Raw genomic sequence first — 15,472 nt, forward strand, 5'->3', positions numbered from 1 at the left:
GTACCTGGGTGAATGAGTGGGCGAGTAAGCTGCACCGCATTGCGGTCCTCGCGGCCGCATCAAAACAAAAGCCGCATGGGTGCGAAACCCATGCGGTTTTTTTCATGGCGTCGGCCAGACAGCTCAGACGAGCGCTTCGGACTCCTGCACGGCGAGCCGCTTGCCGAGACTCACCACGGCATCGGCGCGATAGCCGAGCCGCTCGTAGAACGCGAGCACCTCGGCCTTGTCGGTGAGTACCTGAAGGTTGAGCTTCAGGCACCCCAGCGCGGCGAGCGCGTTTTCCGCATGGCGCACGAGCCGCGTGCCGAGACCATGGCGCCTCGCTTCGGGCGCGACGGCGACCGAATAGAGCCAGCCGCGATGCCCGTCGTAACCGGCCATCGCCGTGCCGACGAGCGCGCCGTCGACCTCGCGCGTGGCCACGAAGAAAAGCTCCGGCTGGGTGCCGAGCTTGTTCGCGATCGACAGACGCGGATTGCGATGCGGCCGGCTCGCATCGTTGTACTCGGGAAACGTCTGCAGCCAAAGCGCGATCACCGCTTCGGTATCGGCTTCGCTGAACACGCGGATCGTGACGGACATCGCTCGTGCTCCGCCCGCTTACAGCGAGTCGAGGATCGTGCGCAGCATCGCCATCATCTGGTCGATTTCCTGCGTCGTCACGTTCAGCGCCGGCATGAAGCGCAGCAGGTTCGGGCGCGCGGCGTTGAGCAGCAGGCCGTCCGGCTGCATGAGGCGCGCCTTCTCGACGATCTCCGGCCCGATGTCCTTGCCGAGCAGCAGCGCGCGCAGCAAGCCTTCGCCGCGCTCGCCCTGGAAGCCGCGTTCGGCCGAAAGCTCGAGCAGCTTTTCGCGCAGATACTCGCCGCGAGCGCGCACGCCTTCGAGGAAGCCGGGCGCAACCAGTTGCGAGATCACCGAATAGCCCACAGCGGTCATCAGCGGGTTGCCGTTGTACGTGCCGCCCTGGTCGCCCGCTTCGAACACGGAGATTTCCTTCTTCGCGAGCAACGCCGCGAGCGGGACGCCGCCGCCAATGCCCTTGCCGAGCGTCATGATGTCCGGCTCGATGCCCGACAGCTCGTAGGCGAAGAGGGTGCCCGCACGGCCGCAGCCGCTCTGCACTTCGTCGACGATCAGCAGGATGCCGTGTTGCTTCGTGAGCGCGCGCAGTTGCTGCATGAATTCGCGCGTGGCGGGAATCACGCCGCCTTCGCCCTGGATCGGCTCGAGCATCACGGCGACAGTCTTCGCGTTGATGAGCTTTTCAACCGAGGCGATGTCGTTCAGCTCGGCCTTCGGGAAGCCTGGCACTTGCGGTGCGTAGATCGTGTCCCAGCCCGGCTTGCCGCTCGCCGACATCGTCGCGATCGTGCGGCCGTGGAAGCTGTGGTCGAACGTGATGATCTCGTAGGCGCCGTCGCGATGCTTCCTGCCCCACTTGCGCGCGAGCTTGATCGCGCCTTCGTTGGCTTCGGCGCCGCTGTTGGCGAAGAACACCTTGTCGAAGCAGCTGTGCTCGGTGAGCAGGCCCGCGAGCTTCGCCATCGGCTCGTTGTAGAAGGCCGGCGAGGGGTTGATGAGCAGGCGCGACTGCTTCTCGAGCGCCTCGATCATGCCGTCGTTGCAGTGCCCGAGACTGTTGACGGCCCAGCCCTGGATGAAGTCGAGGTATCGCTTGCCTTCGTTGTCGTAGAGCCACGACCCTTTGCCATGCGTGAAAACGATTTCGGGCCGGTTGGTGATGTACATCAGCGACTCGATCGGGTACTCGGAATAATTCATGGCAACGGGCTCCGCGTTGGGGGCTGCTAAAGGGTTGAGAAACGGGGGTTGAGAAACGGGGTTGCAAAAAATACGGCGGAAAAACAAAAAGCCACGGACTGGCCGTGGCTTTCGTGATTCGAACTTGCTGTGCGTTGAGAAGTACAACGCGCGTCCGCGAGTAGCCAGGCCCTAAAGATGGGGCGAGCGGCGACGTCGGAGGGCGGACAGGATGCAGTTCATGGGCGCAAGAATACGACAAGCCGAATGGCGATGTAAACCGTCAATGTGCCGATTTTCTCCAGGTGGCCGAAGAATTTTTCGTGACGGCCGCCTGGATTGGTCGACGCGGGGCGAGGCATTGCACACGCAACGCCCCTTCCAGGCGAGCGTCAGACGGCGTTCGCGAGGTCCGCGGCGCTCGTGAACGAGTCCGCGTAGAACTCGTCTTCGGGCAGGCCGTGGTGCTGCGTGAAGTCGCGCTGCGCGGACTCCACCATCACCGGCGCGCCGCACGCATAGACCTGGTAGCCCGAAAGGTCGGGCAGATCCTCGATCACGGCGCGGTGCACGAAGCCCGTGCGGCCGGTCCAGTTGTCGGCGGCGGCGGGTTCGGAGAGCACCGGCACGAAGCGGAAGTTCGGGATCTCCTTCGCCCATTGTTCGGCGAGATCCATCAGGTACAGGTCCTTCTTCTGGCGCGCACCCCAGTAGAGCGTCATGGGGCGGTTCAGGTTCTTGTGGACCGCGTGCTCGACGATCGCCTTGAGCGGCGCGAAGCCGGTGCCCGAGGCGAGCAGCACGATGGGCTTGCCGGATTCCTCGCGCAGGAAGAAGGTGCCGAGCGGCGCCTCGAAGCGCAGGATGTCGCGCTCCTTCATCTGCGAGAAGACGTGGTCGGTGAACTTGCCGCCGGGCATATGGCGGATGTGCAACTCGATCGGGCCTTCCTCGTGCGGCGCGCTCGCCATGGAATAGCTGCGGCGCGTGCCGTCCTTGAGGATGAATTCGAGGTACTGGCCGGCGAGATACTGCAGGCGCTCGTTGGCGGGCAGTTGCAGCCTGAGGACGACGACGTCGTCAGCCTTGTGCTCGATGGCGGCGATGCGGGTAGGCAGCTTGCGCACCTGCACGTCGCCCACGCCCGCCACTTCGCGGATATCGATTTCGAGATCGGTTTGCGCCGTCGCACAGCAGAAGAGGGCCATGCCACGCGTTCTTTCGTCGTTGGAAAGCGCCGAGGCCGCGTGGGCGCGCTGCTCGATTTCGCCGTTGCAGACCGTGCCCTTGCACGAGCCGCACGCGCCGTTCTTGCAGCCATACGGCAGGCCGATGCCCTGACGCAGGGCCGCGTTGAGAATGGGTTCGTCGGGCTCGACCTGGAATTGCCGGCCGCTTTGCTTGAGCGTTACGTTGAAAGCCATATTCAGGGAAGCGTAAGTCTGTATCCGAGGGTTGATTGCGGGGCGCGGGTTGCTTTGGGCAAGTTGCCGCGTTTGCTTGCCGGCCTTCGCCGCGAGGCCCGGGCCGCTAAAATGGTTCCACCATGATTGCCACACGAACCTTGCGCCGTGCGCGCATCCTGATTGTCGGTTGCGGCGATGTCGGCCTGCGCGGTGCCGTCCAGTTGCGCGAGCGGCCGGACCGCGCGCGCGTATTCGCGCTCACGCGCCGTGCCGAGCGCGCAGACGCGGTGCGGGCCGCGGGCGCAACGCCGGTGCGCGGCGACCTCGATTTCCGCAGGAGTCTTGCGCGGATCGCGGGCCTGGCGGGCACCGTACTGCACCTCGCGCCGCCGCAAAAATCCGGCGACGACGACCTGCGCACACGCCGCCTGATCGCAGCGCTTGCGGCGCGGCGTCGCGCGGTGTCGCGGCCTGCGCTGGCGGGCGTGGCGCCGCGTGCATTGCGGCCCCCATTGCATTGCCTCGTGGACCGCATGCGCCGCAGCGCTGTCGGACATGGCGCGGCCTTTGGCGCATCCGTTATTGTACCCGAGCGCATCCGGCGGTTTTCCCGCGCCCGGCGCCGGCGCCTCGAACGCCCGAGGCTCGTCTATGCGAGCACGACGGGGGTGTACGGGGATTGCGGCGGCGCGCGCATCGACGAAACACGCCCGGTGCAGCCCGCCAACGCCCGCGCCGTACGCCGGGTATCGGCCGAACGGCAACTGCGCCGCGCCACGGCGCGCGGCGCGCTCAGCGCCACGATCGCGCGCATTCCCGGCATTTACGCCGCGAACCGCCTCCCGCTCACGCGGCTCGAGAAGCGCACGCCGGCGCTCCGGGCGAGCGACGACGTCTATACGAGCCACATCCACGCAGACGACCTCGCGGCGATTCTCCTGCGCCTCGCGACGCGCGGCCGCCCGGGGCGCACGATTCACGCGACGGACGACAGCGAACTGAAGATGGGCGAGTATTTCGACCGCGTAGCCGATGCCTTCGGCCTCGCGCGCGCACCGCGCGTGAGCCGCGCCGAGGCCGAGCGCGAACTCGAACCCGTCCTGCTGTCGTTCATGCGGGAGTCGAGACGGCTCGCCAATACGCGCATGAAGCGCGAATTGCGCGTGCGCTTGCGTTATCCCGACGTCGATGCGTTCTTGCGCACGCTGCCGCCGCGCCCGTGACTCCGGGCGGGCGGCGCGGCGCAAAGCGTGCCGTTCACGTGATGGCCGGCAGCGCTTCGAGCAGGAGGAAGCACAATAGCGCTCCGATGAGCGCCCCGATGAGGTTCGGATGATACTGATGTCGCATATGCATCGACGCGAGCAGGCCCCCAATCAGAACCGCCCCAAGCGCCATGAATGCCATCAACACGAATGAGATTTCGAATGAGCCGTTGATGATCATGATGCCCCTCCTTGCAACTTGTAATCGTTGTTTAGACGAGTATAGGGCGGAAGACCGGCAAGGACATGCTGCGGCGCGGCGAAAACGATGCCTGTTTGCAAGCATCAGTGCGTCAACGTACTAGCGGCGGCCGCGCGTGCCGGCCGGTGGTGGTTTACCCGTTGTTGCGCAACGCGTCGAGCGCTGCGGCGTCGAGCCATTGCCAGGCGCCCGGTGCCAGACCGGCGGGCAGGGAAAAGCCGCCGATGCGCTCGCGATGGAGCGCCTCGACGCGATTGCCGGCTGCGGCCACCATCCGTTTGACCTGATGATATTTGCCTTCGAGCACGGTCAGCTCCAGTTCGTGGCCGGCACGTGCGCTGGCTGCGACGGCAGCAATCGGCTCGCGCTCGCCGTGCAGCAGCACGCCTGCGCGCAGGGCGCTGAGCTGGGTGGCGTCAAGCGGATGGCGCGTGCTCGCCACATAGACCTTCGGCACCTTGCGTTTGGGCGACGTGAAGGCGTGGACGAACTGGCCATCGTCGGAAAGCAGCAGGAGGCCGGTCGTATCCTGATCGAGGCGGCCCACGCACTGCACGTTGCGCTGCGCGAACTGCGGCGGCAGCAAATGAAACACACTCAAGTGATGCTGCGGATCGCGCGAGCACTCATAGCCCGCAGGCTTGTTGAGCGCAATGTAGGCGCGCTCATGGAACGGCCACGGCGTGCCGTCCACGCTGAAGACGAGGCCTGCCGTCACGAACGTTGCGAGCGGGTCGCCGCACGGCTCGCCCGCGACGGCGACACGCGCGTCGGCGATGAGCGCGCGGCATTGGCGGCGTGAGCCGAAACCCTGGGTGAAGAGAATGCTTTCGAGATTCATGACGGACGGCGAACAGCGTAGAGCGGGGTATTTTATCCCCGGCGACGTGTTCCGCGCCCCCGCGCATGCCGCCTGCGCGCCGCGCGCGGCTTGACTGCGTCTTTCGGGCAGATGGCGTAACGTAGCGCAGGGTACTGGCAGGTCCGGCGCGGCTGCGGGGCCTGGACGCCTGAATTCCCCCCAATTTTCTTCTCGCGCAGCGCCCGGCCTCGGTGCGCGCGCTGCGCCATACGGCTCACGTGGAGAACACAATGGCGAAGACAATAGCGGATCATCTGGCAAAAACGCTCGAGGCAGTGGGCGTCGAGCGCATCTGGGGCGTGACGGGCGACAGCCTGAACGGTTTGTCGGCGAGCCTGCGCAAGCTCGGCACGATCCGCTGGATGCATACCCGGCACGAGGAAGTCGCCGCCTTTGCGGCCGGCGCCGAAGCAGCGGCAACCGGCCGGCTCGCGGTGTGCGCGGGCAGTTGCGGGCCTGGCAACCTGCATCTCATCAACGGTCTCTACGATTGCCATCGCAACCGCTCGCCGGTGCTCGCGATCGCGGCGCACATTCCATCGACGGAAATCGGCCTCGGTTATTTCCAGGAGACGCACCCGACCGAGCTCTTTCGCGAGTGCAGCCATTACGTGGAACTGGTGACGAACGCCTCGCAGTTCCCGCGCGTGCTCGACACCGCGCTGCGGACCGCGATCGACCAGAAGGGCGTCGCCGTGATCGTGCTGCCCGGCGACGTGGCGCTTCTGGACGCGTCCGACGAGGAGCCGGCATGGGCCCAGGCGGCGCGTCCGGCGACCTTGCCTTCGTCGGCGGATATCGACCGGCTCGCCGTGCTGCTCAATCGCTCCGAGGCCGTGACGCTCCTGTGCGGCAGCGGCTGCAAGGGCTCGCACGACGAAGTGGTGGCCTTCGCGGACGCGCTCGGCGCGCCGACGGTGCATGCGCTGCGCGGCAAGCAGTACGTCGAATGGGATAACCCATACGACGTGGGCATGACCGGGCTGATCGGCTTCAGCTCGGGATACCACGCGATGATGTCGTGCGACACACTCGTCATGCTCGGCACTGACTTTCCGTATCGCAACTTCTATCCGCAGCACGCGAATATCGTGCAGATCGACCGCGACGCAGCCGCGCTCGGCAAACGCGCGCCGCTCACGCTCGGGCTCATCGGCGACGTGCGCGAAACGTTGCGCGCGCTCACGCCGAAGCTCACGCGCAAGACCGACCGGCGCTTCATCGAGCATGCGCGCGAGCACTACGCGAACGCGCGCAAGGGACTCGACGAACTCGCGCGCCCGGCCGCCGCCGGCAAGCCGTTGCATCCGCAGTATGTGGTGTCGCGTGTGGACGCGCTCGCCGAGGACGATGCGATTTTCGCGGTCGACGTCGGCACGCCTACGCTCTGGGCCGCGCGTTACCTGACGATGAACGGCCGGCGCCGCCTGCACGGCTCGTTCAATCACGGCTCGATGGCGAACGCCATGCCGCAGGCGCTTGGGGCGCAGGCAGCGCATGCCGGGCGCCAGGTGGTCTCGCTCTCCGGCGACGGCGGCCTTTCGATGCTGCTCGGCGACATTCTCACGGCGCGCCAGCTCGATTTGCCGATCAAGATCGTTGTCTTGAATAATAGCTCGCTCGGCTTTGTCGCGATGGAGATGAAGGCCGGTGGCTACGTGGAGACGGGCACCGATCTGGCGGCCACCAACTTCGCGGATATTGCGAAAGGCGCGGGCCTCTTCAGCGTGCGCGTGGAAACGTCTGAAGCGCTCGATGAAGCGTTGCGCGCGGCGTTCTCGCACGCTGGGCCGGCGCTCGTCGACGTGGTGACGACGAAGCACGAACTGGCCATGCCGCCGAAGCTGCAGTGGGCCCAGGCGAAAGGGTTCAGCCTTTACATGCTGCGTGCGGTGTTGAGCGGACGCGGCGACGAGGTGGTGGAACTGGCGCAGACGAATTTGCGCTGAGGCTCGTGCGGCAGACCTGCGTCAGTCGGTGATCGAGACGCAGGTGTTGTCCTCGGGCGAGGTGCGAAATTCGTCGATACGGCCTGCGCGTACGTCGAGCAGCAGCCGGTCCAGCGCTTCGAGCCTCGCGGACCTGTCTGCGCTCGATCGGATCAACGTTGCAGCGGCGCGTCCGGAGACGGACTCGTGGGCTTCGATGAGGATGCGTATGGCTTCCTCTCGCGTCATGAAAATGCGGTCCATCGTGCGCTCCCGGTTGGCTATCTCAATAACTTCGACAACGATAGCAGCGGGGTGCGGCATGCTGTGCGACATCCGCAGTCCGCTTGATCTTCGTCCAGGGAAGGGCATGCCGGATTGAGGCCGGCAACAAAAAAACCGCGAAGCCTTGAGCTTTCGCGGGTTTCAGGTTTCCGGCGGCGACTGCCGGAAAGCATTCTGGTGCTCGGGCCGGAATGAAATAATCCTTGCTATTTCAATGCTGGTGGGGCTATATCGTGTTTTATGGGTTGAGATACCACCAAAAATACCACCGGGCAGGACAGGCTACCCCGCTTCGAGGCGCTATCGTCGTCACTTGTCGGATGCTTTCCCAAGGATTCTCGTCGAGCGCCATCGACGCGATGCTTGGTGATCCACGTCACTTCTTTCGCCAGTCACCGAGCCAGCCGCCTTGTTTTCGCTCATCCCTAGCGGGTGGGTGCTGCCTCTCCGCCTCTGCCTGTTGTCGTCGCTCGGTCGTGTTTGTGCCCGTAAAACTGCTCGGTAGGGTTGAGTTCTCCCAAACCGGCAGTTTCTGCCGCTCAACCTCGGCTTGCGCACGATTCAAGTCGGTTCGGCTCCGGGCTCCACGCTGCAGCAACAACAGTTCCAGCAGTATCCCTTGCGCCACCGGATCGCCGGCGCCCGCCGCGGTCGGGGTCTCGGGTTTCGCTAAGGTCTCCCGTATTTCCTCGCCCGTCTGGGCCTGCCTGTTGCCTAGAACGTGAACCGTTTCTATCAACTCCTCTACTCGGGCCTGGAGGTTCAGCATCCCATCCGACTGGCCATCGAACAGGACGGCGCGGACGTATTTCGAGATGTCGCCGCCCGATCTGACTTCAAGCTCGGCCCGCTCTGCGACGGTGCATCGGACTGTGAATCGTGTGTGGTTGGTCATAGTTTGACAAGTGTTGCAGCCATTGTGTGCCAGTTTTCAGCCAATCAAACCCATGCCCGACAGGCATTTTATGATTTTGCGTCGGACGCTTGTCGGACGCAAATTATCGGCATTTTTTAGATCGAAATCGCGGGAACCCTTGCTGGGCGGTGGTTTTCCGGGTTTTGCATGTGCCGAAGGCACTTGCGTACTGTGTATGGCTTGTTAAGGGCAGTGATCGACCAGGAAAACAGTGAGGTGCTGGGACAGTTACGGGCAGATTGCGTGGTCAGAAACACGTTTCGACTCGTTGCCCAACACCTTTCCTGTCTTCGGCTCTGAGGGACGACCTATGCCTTTTGCATGCGACGCCCGACGACGATCGTCTATGCTCGGCGCCGGGTTCTGTGCGGCCATGAAGAGCCGCTCGGGATTTCATCGTGAATGTCCGCTTCACCGTCGACGTCGCGTAAACTCGCGAACGACACAACGCATAATCACCGACGAACCGAACGATGCATTGACGTGAACCGTATTGAAGGTGCCACCAGTGCGAGAGTAATTGTGCCACCACGGACCGCTGGCGTAGGATTGCTGGGTCTGCGCTTTAGAAGACATGGCATAGACGCGCTGGCTTCGAAAGTCTCCCCAGCATATTTTGTGGTGCTCGAGGAACAGGGGCATCCGATAGGCTGCTTCCCCCCGTCGAAAGACTTATCCCTGTCGTTACCGTTCCTCTGCGGTTATGGAGAACTGCAATACGCGCGGGCAGTCAGGTAAGAATCGACGGCAGAGATGAAATGCCGAAGGATTCTTCCTATAGACTTGGATGCAAGTTCTAAATCTAAGGTTTTAATTCCTTGCCCTCCATCGGACATCGATTGCTCTCCGTGTGCAATCTTGTTTCGCTTGTTTTTTACCCAGAGCATTTTTTCTGCATCGGACTTCAAAAAATGAATCTTCGGGATTCCATACGAAATTCCGATGAGATTCACCTTTCTTGCATCGACATTTCCTGAAAATAACGACTGTCGACGAAGATATTCGGAAAGCTCAGGAAAATTCGCGAACATTGATCGTAATTTCGACTCCTCTTCCGCGATTTTTTGATGGTCTTGCATAAAAGTGCCACCATTCTTTCCAAACGAGTAGCGTAGAAACTTGGTTTTTAGGGCAGGTGCAAGATCATCATAGCGAAGAGGTGATGCCGCGCAATGAATTTTTTCCGCGATAGCGTACATTGTGGCCTCGACATTGTTGTAAAGTGCGATAAATAAGCTCGCTTTCAATACAACAATAATATCGACTTTGCCTCGCGCCTCTCCTACATCCACGATGTGGTTGAGGAGGCGTTCGATTGAGTATTCTCTGTCGCGAAGGTCGGCAAGTACACCTTGCATGATCAAGTCCGCATCGAAAGAACATGATCTTTGACGAAGTGTATTCTCTTTAGCAAGTTTTCGGTCGAGTGGGTTTTGTATTCGCCTAGCACTGATTTTCCAAAATCTTTGTCACGAAGCCAATATCGAACATCAATTTTTTCATTAAGCACGATATTAGGGGCCTCAAGCAACGCAAAATGGGAGCCCACAGCGATGGCTTCGAAGAAGATGCGCGAAACGTCTTTATCCGGTCCTTTCAGGAATCCAAATTCAAAATTATTTACAACGAATCCAACCACCCTATTAAAATCGTTGAGCTTTTGCTTTTTCTCCGCAACATCAAATTCGTGCTGCTTTTTTTGCATATAATGATCGAGGGCATCTTTGACGCTCCGCGAAAACTCTGTGTATTTTGGATAAAGATCAACTAGAGCAAAAAATCGAAGTGCTAATTCTTCATATTCTTGTCTCTTTTGAACATTCTTAGAGAGTTGAATTGAATCTCTAAATTGAAGATTGCTCGCGCATTCGTTGTAGAGAAAATCCGTAAATCCTCCTCTATAGACGCCTTTGCGGGTCTCCATATTGCGAAGAATGTCACTCCCTTTATTTATTCTTTCAAATAAATCGTTCTTTACTTCGTCTGTCGCGCTTTCGGAGAGAACAATAACGGTAAATGTGGTGTTGTTAAATTTTCTCTTTCTCGAAATATCGAAATCGTCAAAGGTTATGCCATTCAACTTGGTAACCTTTTCCAGGCCGCTTAAAGTCAACTGGTTGTTCAAGAATGCACTTAATGTACGCACACGTTGAGATCCGTCAACTATCTCAAGACGGCCGTCGGAATTTTCGGCAACAAAAATAGGCGGAATGGGAAGCCCCAGTACTATTGACTCAATAAGTCGCGATTGACGATAGTCGTCCCATACGAAATCTCTTTGATATTCCGGCACAAATATCTCGTTCTGCTTTTCGTCAATTCTATCAAGATATTTTTTAACCAGGATTTCTATGGTGTAATCTTTGCTGTCGTATGCTACAGTCTTTTTTAGTTCGATAATTTGTGTTTCCAAGTCGCTCATTATTTTACGCCCCGTTCGTTGAAATTTATACGACGTATTGAATGATATAACGAAACGCGCGACTTTGGTGCGTTCGTTGAAAATCTTTGCGATTACCGCATGCAATCACGATGGCTCGCCGACCATTTCGATGTTGCCAGCGCCGATGAACGACGGCATTTGCAAAACGGACGGTCATACTGGAACGGTGAATGTCCCTTTAGGGGCGGCTACTGCCGGTCGCGTCCGGCAAAATTCGGCCGTAGACGGACGGTTGGCGTGACGCCACGTGTGCAATTTGAATGTCCGCTACCGCGTGAAAATCAGATATTTGCATGAATTAGCGCCACTCCGAGTACATGAGGCCAGTAACGACCCGTAGCTCAAAAAATTGTAGCAACAATGTGTTCCGTTCGTCATCGCTTACGGCGCTACACGACGGAACCAATCCCGCATTACTTGGCGGACTCGCGATATCTCTTCGTCCGGTATAGATGACATGTGACAAATCGCATTTCGAAGATGACCGATCATTCTAGCCTCTTGAATAAGAGCTTTGTCACGTATTAGATCTTCAAAATGACTTTTCCAACAATGGTCAATTACTCGAAGGATTTGCGGATACGTCATGAGTGCGGATTTATCCCGAGATCCGAGAGCCATCCAACTCTTCGATTCCTCGTTTTCCTCTAACTTGCCGATCTCATCTCGAACATCTTGAGGTAATTTCGGCCACCACTCGTCCGCGGCGTCATTCGAAAGAACCTCAATAGTAAATTCTCTAAGATAGTTCTCGAAGGCATAAAATAATTTATATGCTTCCGCTGCTTCGATTGCCGCGCGGACAGTTTCCGGCATAGTAGCCGCCAAATCGTGCGACGCAGAAACTCGAAGGGGTTCAGGCGGAACCAAGCCTGGTAGATTTCTCATCTCGCGAGACGCCGTTTGACCAAGCATAAGAAAGAGTGCAAGTCGTTGATCGTTCATGATTCGAAGGACCTACGAAGAGCGTTAAAAATGTTTAAATAGGTTTCTTCCGTGGCATTGGCGGGCAAGTGAATTTGAATATTGTAATGAAACTCCGGCTTTAGCCGAATTCCTGAGGTGCGCTCGACATTAACCGTAGACTCATCACCTTCCTTTGCAGGGGTTTGATTTGACTCATGTTTGATAGGGTCTTCCTCGCTAAAATCAGAAATCTTGACAAGCGAAGTATATGTGCCTTGAATCTTCGTTGTCATACCAGTATCAGAACCTGCTACTTGAGATATTAACCCTTTCAATTCTGAATTTGATAAATCGTGAGCCTTCTCGTTTGCGGCATATAACGGCTCATACGCTCTGCGGACAGCAGCCGCGATAGCCTTAGGTGCACGATTTGAATTCTTTAACTGATCATAGCTTGAGGTTGGACGTCCGGCACTATCCAAAAATCCTAATGTCTTAAGTAAGGCAATAAGTTGGCGATCGGTAGCACTTTTAAGGCCGATTGTGTCTGCCAAATATCGGGTTGTGAAAGACTCGGGTTTCTTTGCTGACGCAATCCGTTGAAATAGCTCGGCGACGTTTTTATAACTTGCAAGATAAGGAAGTTCCGCTGCCATTGTGCCCCCGACGATTTGGATTTTTGAGAAGGTGTGCCGCCATATGTTCGACGCCGCGACGCCTTAATGTGTCGGAGAAAAGTATAGCCTCGTTGAGCGACGGCTCCAACAATCAGATCGACGGAGCAGGCGGCGGCTACACATCAGAAACGGTCATTGCGACGGCGTGAGCTTGACCGGCAGGTAAGGGTCGACACACGCCACACGTGACCTGCAAACGGTCAAGGGACCCAATCTCGCAACGCAACATGCCCCGCGAACGTCAACCGCCGAATCCGAATACCTGCCTTTCCACCCTTTTCTCAATGGTGGATGGTTTGGTGGGTAGAGCGCACCGCCGTTCGTTTTCCGTGCGCCGACGCAGTCGGCGGGATTCAACCTAGTCGGTTTATCGCTCACGTCCTCCTCTAATATATGTTTTTTGCACGTTCTCGCCGTTCCACGCGTTCTAGCCTTATGCATCAAGGGTTTGCGGCGGAACATTCCCGATGATGCAGGCGTTCGGGACGTTTCATGAGGGCCGCACGCAATGGATTCTGGAACGTCTGTAACACCCACACGTTCCGCTGACGTTCCGGCTGAAAGCCTTGCCAGATACGGGTGGAGCACATGGAACGCGTGGAACGTCTCGAAAATCTCGCACTTCATTAGCTCACCCCATAGAGTTGCAGTGGATCGATGTGATATAGGCGTTTTTTGCCTTCCGGCGTGTTGGTCGGCTTCGCGTCCTCCTTCTTGCTCTTCCCTGCGAGCGCGCCTGCGTCATCAATCGCCTTCAAGGCGCGGTGGAAGTCATAGCCCTTCGTCGCCTCACGCAGACCGCCTGACGTGAACAGGTACAAACGCCGTTCGCCGTCCTTTTTCCAGTACCCGGCCCGGTCTCGCACCGCATCGGCGCTTCCCTCGATGTTGGAGAACCGGCTATCGCCGTGACGGTCGATAAAGTCGGCCACGGCGCGCAGGATGGCCGCGTGCTCGGAGTTGCTGCCCGATGCGCCACGCTGGCCGCGCCACAGGTTGAAAGCGTGCAGCGCCGCTGCGGTCGGCGTGTCCTTCTCCCAGGGCGTGACAGCCCACGATGCCGACAGCTCCCCGGCAAGCGCGCACAGGGCGAACGTGCGGGCCGCGCGTCGCTCTTGATCCGATCCTTCAGGGAATCGCTTGATGATCCAGTCGAGCGAATCGGACAGACGAAGCCCGCCGCGCAGCTTGGCAACAAGGTGTTTGACAAAGCGCGGCCCGGCGTGGCCGTAGTGGTTGGCGGCAAGGTTGCGCACCTCGTCGGACAGCACACCGCCCGATGCGCGTCCGTGTAGGTCATCGAAGATGCCGTACTTGCCACTAACCGGCACGTCAAGGATGCGTACAGCTTGCCCGGCCTTTGCTTCAATGCCGCCAGCCGCCATGCGCGCCCCTACCGTCAGTTCCCCAGTGGATAGCAGGAACGCCCGCCAGCGCGCCGCCTGTCGTGCCTCGCCGGAGCGGTTCGCCCGTGTCTTGCCCACACCGTTGATAAGCGCATAGGCGGACTCGTAGAGGCTGCGCGGGTCAATCTCTCCGATCTCATCAAGCGCCAGAAGGGTATCGGAGTGCATCGCGCCCGCACCCTCAAGACCGTTTGCCGTCGCGCGCCATGTGCGCTTGAACTGAGTGCCGCCCCACGCGCTGATACTCGCCGTCAGTGCTGTTGTCTTGCCGCTCGATGAATCGCCGAACAGGTGCGCGCCGCCGCCGTCAATGTTGAGCGGGTGCAGCAGCGGGCCAGCAAACGCCGCCGACATGGCGAACATCAACATGGGGTTTCCTGCCGCCAGCGCGGCCAGCGTGCCCCAGCCCTCGAACGTCCCGGCCGCGGCATAGGAGGCGGTGCGGCCCGATGCCTGAAACCAGATGTCATCCGCGCCGATCACGCCGTCAGGCAGCACAAACGCATCGTCGTGCCAACCGGTCACGCTGGCGGCGCGCATGGTCAGCTTCGGATGCTGGTTGATGATGTAATCGGTGATGCCGCCACGGTTGCGCAGATCGAACGTGACGCCCTCGCTGAGTAGCTCGGCGCGCACCTCGTTACCGTCACCCGCGAGCATTGCCATCGGCATCGCCCACCGCTTGATGCGTCCGGTGGATGGCGACAGCATCTCCAGCAAGCGCCCATAGTCGCCGTCCTCACGGTTGCGTGTGACGGCTGTCACCCACATCGGCGAACAGATCCACTTGTCGAGCAGTTCGGGCGGCTCGTCGGCTTTGCCCAGCTTCATGCCGTGGTAGTACACGCCCGGTTTGAGCGTGACGCCCTCGATCTCCTGCCAGTCGGAATAGGCACGCCAGCACGGGCGCATGTCGAGTGCGGGATAGTTGGTCTCTGCATCGGCGGGCCCGGCTGCAATCGCCGCATCGTTGCCGGGGATGCGGTGTAGGATCGTGGCGAGTTTTTGCTGACGGGTCATTGCAGGTCTCCCGTCAGTCGCGGGCGCAGTGTTGCGGCGTAGTCTGCCAGCATTGCCTTGCGCTCGGCGTAAGCCTTGCCCGAACCGATCAGTGCGGCATCACGGACCTGTAACTTGGTCAGTACGCGCAGATCGGCTGCAGTCATGGCGTCACGATCCAGCGGCCCAGCCACACCGCTGAAGGCCCGATTCACGAGGCGGATTTCGTTCGCGTAGTGATGCGCCCGAGTTGTCTTGCCCTCGGCCTCACGGGTCAGCACCAGCATCTCGCGCAGAAGCGCGAAACTGGTTGCGGCATCACGGCGGGCTGAGTGGTAGTCCAGCGCGTTCGTCGGGGCTGCGCTCTTAGTGGAAGTGTGGCCCTTTCTATTTCGAATCGTCGCCATTGC

General features: G+C 59.8%; 15 protein-coding genes. 2 read left to right on the forward strand and 13 right to left on the reverse strand.

Going from position 1 to position 15,472, the window contains the following annotated elements; translation table 11 throughout:
* Positions 1 to 123 precede the first annotated feature (123 nt).
* The 3 genes from BHE01S_RS03840 to BHE01S_RS03850 all read right to left on the reverse strand — a co-directional run bounded on the left by BHE01S_RS03840 (position 124) and on the right by BHE01S_RS03850 (position 3,191).
* Positions 124 to 585 carry a GNAT family acetyltransferase gene (locus BHE01S_RS03840; RefSeq protein WP_042260813.1) on the reverse strand — a complete coding sequence of 154 codons (462 nt, stop codon included), beginning with the start codon at positions 583 to 585 and terminating at the stop codon, positions 124 to 126.
* 18 nt (positions 586 to 603) lie between these two features.
* Positions 604 to 1,788 (reverse strand): acetylornithine transaminase, encoded by a 1,185-nt coding sequence (locus BHE01S_RS03845; RefSeq protein WP_042260816.1) that lies wholly within the window; start codon positions 1,786 to 1,788, stop codon positions 604 to 606.
* Positions 1,789 to 2,159: 371 nt separating this feature from the next.
* Positions 2,160 to 3,191 carry a CDP-6-deoxy-delta-3,4-glucoseen reductase gene (locus tag BHE01S_RS03850; RefSeq protein ID WP_042260818.1) on the reverse strand — a complete coding sequence of 344 codons (1,032 nt, stop codon included), beginning with the start codon at positions 3,189 to 3,191 and terminating at the stop codon, positions 2,160 to 2,162.
* Between the two features lie 122 nt (positions 3,192 to 3,313).
* Between BHE01S_RS03850 and BHE01S_RS03855 the strand changes: the two genes are divergently transcribed.
* Positions 3,314 to 4,396 (forward strand): NAD-dependent epimerase/dehydratase family protein, encoded by a 1,083-nt coding sequence (locus BHE01S_RS03855; protein WP_042260820.1) that lies wholly within the window; start codon positions 3,314 to 3,316, stop codon positions 4,394 to 4,396.
* A gap of 34 nt (positions 4,397 to 4,430) precedes the next feature.
* On the opposite strand, the gene BHE01S_RS03860 is transcribed toward BHE01S_RS03855, so the two are convergent.
* Together BHE01S_RS03860 and BHE01S_RS03865 are read right to left on the reverse strand one after the other, a co-directional pair.
* Positions 4,431 to 4,619: a hypothetical protein gene (locus BHE01S_RS03860; RefSeq protein ID WP_042260822.1), complete on the reverse strand. Its 189-nt coding sequence runs from the start codon at positions 4,617 to 4,619 to the stop codon at positions 4,431 to 4,433.
* Positions 4,620 to 4,773: 154 nt separating this feature from the next.
* Positions 4,774 to 5,481 (reverse strand): pseudouridine synthase, encoded by a 708-nt coding sequence (locus tag BHE01S_RS03865; protein ID WP_042260823.1) that lies wholly within the window; start codon positions 5,479 to 5,481, stop codon positions 4,774 to 4,776.
* Positions 5,482 to 5,732: 251 nt separating this feature from the next.
* Between BHE01S_RS03865 and poxB the strand changes: the two genes are divergently transcribed.
* Complete coding sequence (gene poxB, locus BHE01S_RS03870) at positions 5,733 to 7,451, forward strand: ubiquinone-dependent pyruvate dehydrogenase (RefSeq protein ID WP_042261253.1); 1,719 nt, start codon at positions 5,733 to 5,735, stop codon at positions 7,449 to 7,451.
* 21 nt (positions 7,452 to 7,472) lie between these two features.
* Here the strand turns inward: poxB and BHE01S_RS03875 are convergent, their stop codons facing one another.
* The 8 genes from BHE01S_RS03875 to BHE01S_RS03895 form a co-directional block, all read right to left on the reverse strand.
* Positions 7,473 to 7,694, reverse strand: coding sequence for a hypothetical protein (locus tag BHE01S_RS03875; RefSeq protein WP_042261255.1), 222 nt, complete (start codon positions 7,692 to 7,694; stop codon positions 7,473 to 7,475).
* A gap of 397 nt (positions 7,695 to 8,091) precedes the next feature.
* A complete protein-coding gene (locus tag BHE01S_RS03880; RefSeq protein ID WP_042260826.1) occupies positions 8,092 to 8,610 on the reverse strand; it encodes a hypothetical protein in 519 nt (172 codons plus the stop codon).
* 722 nt (positions 8,611 to 9,332) lie between these two features.
* A complete protein-coding gene (locus BHE01S_RS37590) occupies positions 9,333 to 9,989 on the reverse strand; it encodes an MAE_28990/MAE_18760 family HEPN-like nuclease (RefSeq protein ID WP_157025116.1) in 657 nt (218 codons plus the stop codon).
* 2 nt (positions 9,990 to 9,991) lie between these two features.
* Positions 9,992 to 11,053: a DUF262 domain-containing protein gene (locus tag BHE01S_RS36470; protein WP_084068544.1), complete on the reverse strand. Its 1,062-nt coding sequence runs from the start codon at positions 11,051 to 11,053 to the stop codon at positions 9,992 to 9,994.
* Positions 11,054 to 11,455: 402 nt separating this feature from the next.
* Positions 11,456 to 12,019, reverse strand: coding sequence for a Swt1 family HEPN domain-containing protein (locus BHE01S_RS37595; RefSeq protein WP_157025119.1), 564 nt, complete (start codon positions 12,017 to 12,019; stop codon positions 11,456 to 11,458).
* On the reverse strand, positions 12,016 to 12,636 hold the full coding sequence (locus tag BHE01S_RS37600; RefSeq protein ID WP_157025121.1) for a DUF5343 domain-containing protein: 621 nt from the start codon (positions 12,634 to 12,636) through the stop codon (positions 12,016 to 12,018). The genes BHE01S_RS37595 and BHE01S_RS37600 overlap by 4 nt, the downstream gene beginning before the upstream one ends.
* 647 nt (positions 12,637 to 13,283) lie before the next feature.
* Positions 13,284 to 15,083 (reverse strand): DUF927 domain-containing protein, encoded by a 1,800-nt coding sequence (locus BHE01S_RS03890; protein ID WP_084068545.1) that lies wholly within the window; start codon positions 15,081 to 15,083, stop codon positions 13,284 to 13,286.
* Entirely contained in the window at positions 15,080 to 15,469 is a 390-nt protein-coding gene (locus BHE01S_RS03895) for a hypothetical protein (RefSeq protein ID WP_157025123.1), read from the reverse strand. The genes BHE01S_RS03890 and BHE01S_RS03895 overlap by 4 nt, the downstream gene beginning before the upstream one ends.
* Positions 15,470 to 15,472: the final 3 nt, after the last annotated feature.

It is taken from the genome of Paraburkholderia heleia NBRC 101817 (assembly GCF_000739775.1).
GTDB classification, from domain to species: Bacteria; Pseudomonadota; Gammaproteobacteria; order Burkholderiales; family Burkholderiaceae; genus Paraburkholderia; species Paraburkholderia heleia.

What these genes read in the sequence shown, in the direction of transcription:
- BHE01S_RS03840 (WP_042260813.1), bottom strand. Translation starts at nt 585, where the DNA reads ATGTCCGTCACGATCCGCGTGTTCAGCGAAGCCGATACCGAAGCGGTG.
- BHE01S_RS03845 (WP_042260816.1), bottom strand. Translation starts at nt 1,788, where the DNA reads ATGAATTATTCCGAGTACCCGATCGAGTCGCTGATGTACATCACCAAC.
- BHE01S_RS03850 (WP_042260818.1), bottom strand. Translation starts at nt 3,191, where the DNA reads ATGGCTTTCAACGTAACGCTCAAGCAAAGCGGCCGGCAATTCCAGGTC.
- BHE01S_RS03855 (WP_042260820.1), top strand. Translation starts at nt 3,314, where the DNA reads ATGATTGCCACACGAACCTTGCGCCGTGCGCGCATCCTGATTGTCGGT.
- BHE01S_RS03860 (WP_042260822.1), bottom strand. Translation starts at nt 4,619, where the DNA reads ATGATCATCAACGGCTCATTCGAAATCTCATTCGTGTTGATGGCATTC.
- BHE01S_RS03865 (WP_042260823.1), bottom strand. Translation starts at nt 5,481, where the DNA reads ATGAATCTCGAAAGCATTCTCTTCACCCAGGGTTTCGGCTCACGCCGC.
- poxB (WP_042261253.1), top strand. Translation starts at nt 5,733, where the DNA reads ATGGCGAAGACAATAGCGGATCATCTGGCAAAAACGCTCGAGGCAGTG.
- BHE01S_RS03875 (WP_042261255.1), bottom strand. Translation starts at nt 7,694, where the DNA reads ATGGACCGCATTTTCATGACGCGAGAGGAAGCCATACGCATCCTCATC.
- BHE01S_RS03880 (WP_042260826.1), bottom strand. Translation starts at nt 8,610, where the DNA reads ATGACCAACCACACACGATTCACAGTCCGATGCACCGTCGCAGAGCGG.
- BHE01S_RS37590 (WP_157025116.1), bottom strand. Translation starts at nt 9,989, where the DNA reads ATGCAAGGTGTACTTGCCGACCTTCGCGACAGAGAATACTCAATCGAA.
- BHE01S_RS36470 (WP_084068544.1), bottom strand. Translation starts at nt 11,053, where the DNA reads ATGAGCGACTTGGAAACACAAATTATCGAACTAAAAAAGACTGTAGCA.
- BHE01S_RS37595 (WP_157025119.1), bottom strand. Translation starts at nt 12,019, where the DNA reads ATGAACGATCAACGACTTGCACTCTTTCTTATGCTTGGTCAAACGGCG.
- BHE01S_RS37600 (WP_157025121.1), bottom strand. Translation starts at nt 12,636, where the DNA reads ATGGCAGCGGAACTTCCTTATCTTGCAAGTTATAAAAACGTCGCCGAG.
- BHE01S_RS03890 (WP_084068545.1), bottom strand. Translation starts at nt 15,083, where the DNA reads ATGACCCGTCAGCAAAAACTCGCCACGATCCTACACCGCATCCCCGGC.
- BHE01S_RS03895 (WP_157025123.1), bottom strand. Translation starts at nt 15,469, where the DNA reads ATGGCGACGATTCGAAATAGAAAGGGCCACACTTCCACTAAGAGCGCA.